We start from the raw sequence: 3,428 nt of genomic DNA on the forward strand, positions 1-3,428 counted from the left end.
TTGTGGAACAACTGCTCCGCGAGGGAGAGGGCGGGCAGCGGCTTGCTGTAAAAGTATCCCTGGTGCTCGTCGCATCCGAGGTCCCGCAGGATATTCAACTGTTCCTGGGTTTCGACGCCTTCGGCCACCACCCTCAGCGCCAGGGCGCGGGCCATATTGACGATGGCGGCGACGATGGCGTTGTCGCCGAGGTCCTTGCCGAGATCGCGGACGAACGACTGGTCGATCTTCAGGATGTCGATCGGCAGCGCCTTCAGTACCGATAGGGAGGAGTAGCCGGTGCCGAAATCGTCGATCGCGATGGTGATCCCGCTTTCGCTGATCTCGCGCAGGACGGAGCTCGCCTTGTCGAGATCGCGGATCAGGAGGGACTCGGTAATCTCCAGCTGCAGGCTGGATGGCGGTACATCATGTTCCCGCAGCGCGCGGTAGATGACGTCGGGCAGGTCTGCATAGATCTGCGGTATCGCGATATTCACCGCGATCGGCACCGATGGATAGCCGCTGTCGGCGTCTTGCCAGCGCTTGGCCTGCGCGCATGCGCTCGAAATCACCCATTCGCCGATCGGAATGACCTGGCCGGTCTCGGTCGCGGCCTGGATGAAATCGCCGCCGGACAGCAGGCCCATGCGCGGGTGATGCCAGCGCAGCAGGGCTTCGACGCCCGCGATGCGGCCGGTGCGGGTATCGACCTTCGGCTGGTAGTAAAGCTCGAACTCATTGTGTTCGAGCGCATGCTGCAATTCATGTTCGAGCTGGCATCGTTCCAGCAGGCGGGCATTGAGTTCCTCGTGGAAGAACTGCACGCTGCCGCGCCGCTCCTGCTTGGCGTGGTACATCGCGAGATCGGCGCTGCGCATCAATGTGTGCACGGTGGTGCCGTCCTGGGGGAAAAGGCTGATGCCGATACTGACCGAGGTCTTGATGTGCTGCGATCCGATGGTAAAGGGCTTGCTGTTGGCCTTGGCGACTTTCTTTGCCACTTCCGCCGCGGCGGTGTAGGAGGGGAGTGCTTCCATCAGCACGACGAATTCATCGCCGCCCAGGCGGGCGACCATGTCGGAGCCGCGGACCGCGCCGGTGATGCGTTCCGCCACCTGCAGCAGCAGCTCGTCGCCGGCATCATGGCCGAGCGTGTCGTTGATCGCCTTGAAGCGGTCCATGTCCAGGAACAGCAGCGCCAGTTTTTCATTCTGCCGGGCTGCCTTGGCAATGGCATGCTCCAGCGATTCGGTCAGCGAGCGACGGTTCAGCAAGCCGGTCAGGGGATCCTTGGTCGCCAGGGCATGGGCGCGTTCCTGCGCCTGCCGGCGCTCGATGATTTCAAGCTCGAGAGCGGCGTTGATGCGCTTGAGATCCTCCATCTGCTGCGCCTGCATGTCGCGATTGAGCATCGCCAGTTCATCCTTCTGGAACTGGAGTTGCAGGTTCTTCTTCGCCAGCTCGATGAAAACGGAAACCTTGCTGTGCAGGATCTGCGGAATGACCGGGCTGATCAGGTAATCCACCGCACCATGCTGGTAACCCTTCAGACGATTCATCTCATCCGCGTAATGCGCAGTAATGAAGATGATCGGAACGAACGCGGAGCGGGGGTGGGTATGAATAATCTCGGCGGTTTCAAAGCCATCCATCCCCGGCATGCTGACATCGAGCAGGATGACAGCGAAATTGTGGTCGAGGACCTCGCGCAAAGCCTGTGCACCGGAAGTCGCGGTCACGACTTCATAGTGCTCGGCCTCAGGGGCGCTGAGCAGCAGGGTCTTCAGTGCGAGCAGGCTGGCAGGATGGTCGTTGACGAGGAGTACTTTGGGCTTCAACAATTCTTTTCTCTCATTCAAGGCGGGTAAAACGGCGAACTGTTTCCCTGTCTCGTGCACCATGGCGTGACCTCGTCATATGCAATACCAAAGAGCGTATCGATCGTGGCATGCGTCGGCGACACAAAGCAAGGCAGAAAATACGCGGCAGCAGAGATGCTGCAACATGATCTCTTAGTGTCTGTTCGTCGTATTGCGTTTGCGCATTATTTCCGCACGCCATAACAAACTGTAGCGATTGACTTTAGAAGTAGGAGGTACCTCAACGTTCCCTGAATCCATCAAAAAATGCATTGATGGAAGAATTTATTGTGGTAAATACATCGCAACTTTCCACATGGAATTGAAATAATTTCCGCTGCTAAACCTTTGTGGTTCCTGCGGGAAAGAGAAGAGAGAAAGGTTGTTGAAACGACAGCGCCGCTGGGATGTTGCGGCGAACAACAGATTGAAAAAATGCCATCTCTGGTCGGGTTGAACAACCGGCATGCGTTGGATGCATGCCGGCCCATCGTGATCAATCAGGCAAGATTGAAGCCGCTGTCGACCATGATCAATTCACCGGTGGTTTTCGCCGCACCGGAAAGCAGCCATAACGCGGTGTCCGCCACATCGGCCGGTTCGACCACATCCTGCAACGGGGCGCGCTCCATATACATAGTGCGACGCGCCTCATATCGTTCGTCGCCCAGTCCCGCTCTCAGCCACTTGCCCTCGATGAAGCCGGGGCAGATGGCGTTCACCCGGATCTGCGGTCCGAGTGTCTTGGCCAGCGCAATGGTCAGGGTGTTGAGCGCGCCCTTGGATGCCGCGTAAGCGATCGACGATCCGGCGCCACGAACGCCGGCAATCGACGATATGTTGACGATGGCGCCCCTGCCGCTCGCGCGCAACGCGGGAGCGCAGGCGCGTGCCATTTGAAACGGTCCTACCGTATTGACCGCATAGATATCCTGGAAATCGGCCGCGCTCAAGCCGTCGAGGTCGGCGAAATCGACAAACTTGGTCGTTCCCGCATTGTTGATCAGGCCGTCGATCCGGCCCCAGCGGTCCAGTACCTGCTGTGCCAAGCGGCGGCAATCCGCGTCCTTCGATACATCAGCCTGCAGCGGCATCGCCTCGCCGCCGAGTCGGGTGCATTGCTCCGCCACTGCCAGCGCATCATTTTCGCTCCGGCTGTAGTTGACGACGACTTTGGCGCCGTTCGCCGCCAGCGTCGTCGCACAGGCGGCACCGATGCCGCTCGACGCGCCGGTGACGATCACCACCTTGTCCTTCATGTTTTGCATGGAATCTCCTGGTTGTTCTGATGGGATTGGTTTCTCTGGCCCGATTCGCGGGTGGAGAAATTGTCCGCCAAATCGGCTTACGTCGCCGGCGACCGTAAAAGTCCGCCATTCCGCCGCACTTCCCCCTACGCCTTTGCTGCAGCCGCTAAGGCATCTGCGCAACACCTGAAAAATTTTTTCATTTTGTGCCTGCCGGATACCTTGTTGCCAGTGGCTAACAGAGTATTATTATTTCCTCTCGTCAATTTTCTTTGACCCATCTTTTTCCCGGCATTTTCATGTTCAAGAAACTCCTGCTCGTGGCAGCCCTTGGCTACAC

General features: G+C 58.5%; 3 protein-coding genes. All 3 read right to left on the reverse strand.

The genetic code is table 11. The features are described 5' to 3' along the window. Positions 1–1,823, reverse strand: a 1,823-nt coding sequence (locus V7080_RS24835) for a putative bifunctional diguanylate cyclase/phosphodiesterase (RefSeq protein WP_334191052.1), incomplete at its 3' end; no start/stop codon positions are given. Positions 1,824–2,341: 518 nt separating this feature from the next. Further along, positions 2,342–3,109 (reverse strand): SDR family NAD(P)-dependent oxidoreductase, encoded by a 768-nt coding sequence (locus V7080_RS24840; RefSeq protein WP_334191053.1) that lies wholly within the window; start codon positions 3,107–3,109, stop codon positions 2,342–2,344. A 125-nt stretch (positions 3,110–3,234) separates the two neighbouring features. Continuing rightward, positions 3,235–3,428: hypothetical protein (locus V7080_RS24845; protein WP_334191054.1), on the reverse strand; the 194-nt coding region annotated here is incomplete at its 5' end.

It is taken from the genome of Noviherbaspirillum sp., from assembly GCF_036846085.1.
Lineage (GTDB): Bacteria > Pseudomonadota > Gammaproteobacteria > Burkholderiales > Burkholderiaceae_D > Noviherbaspirillum.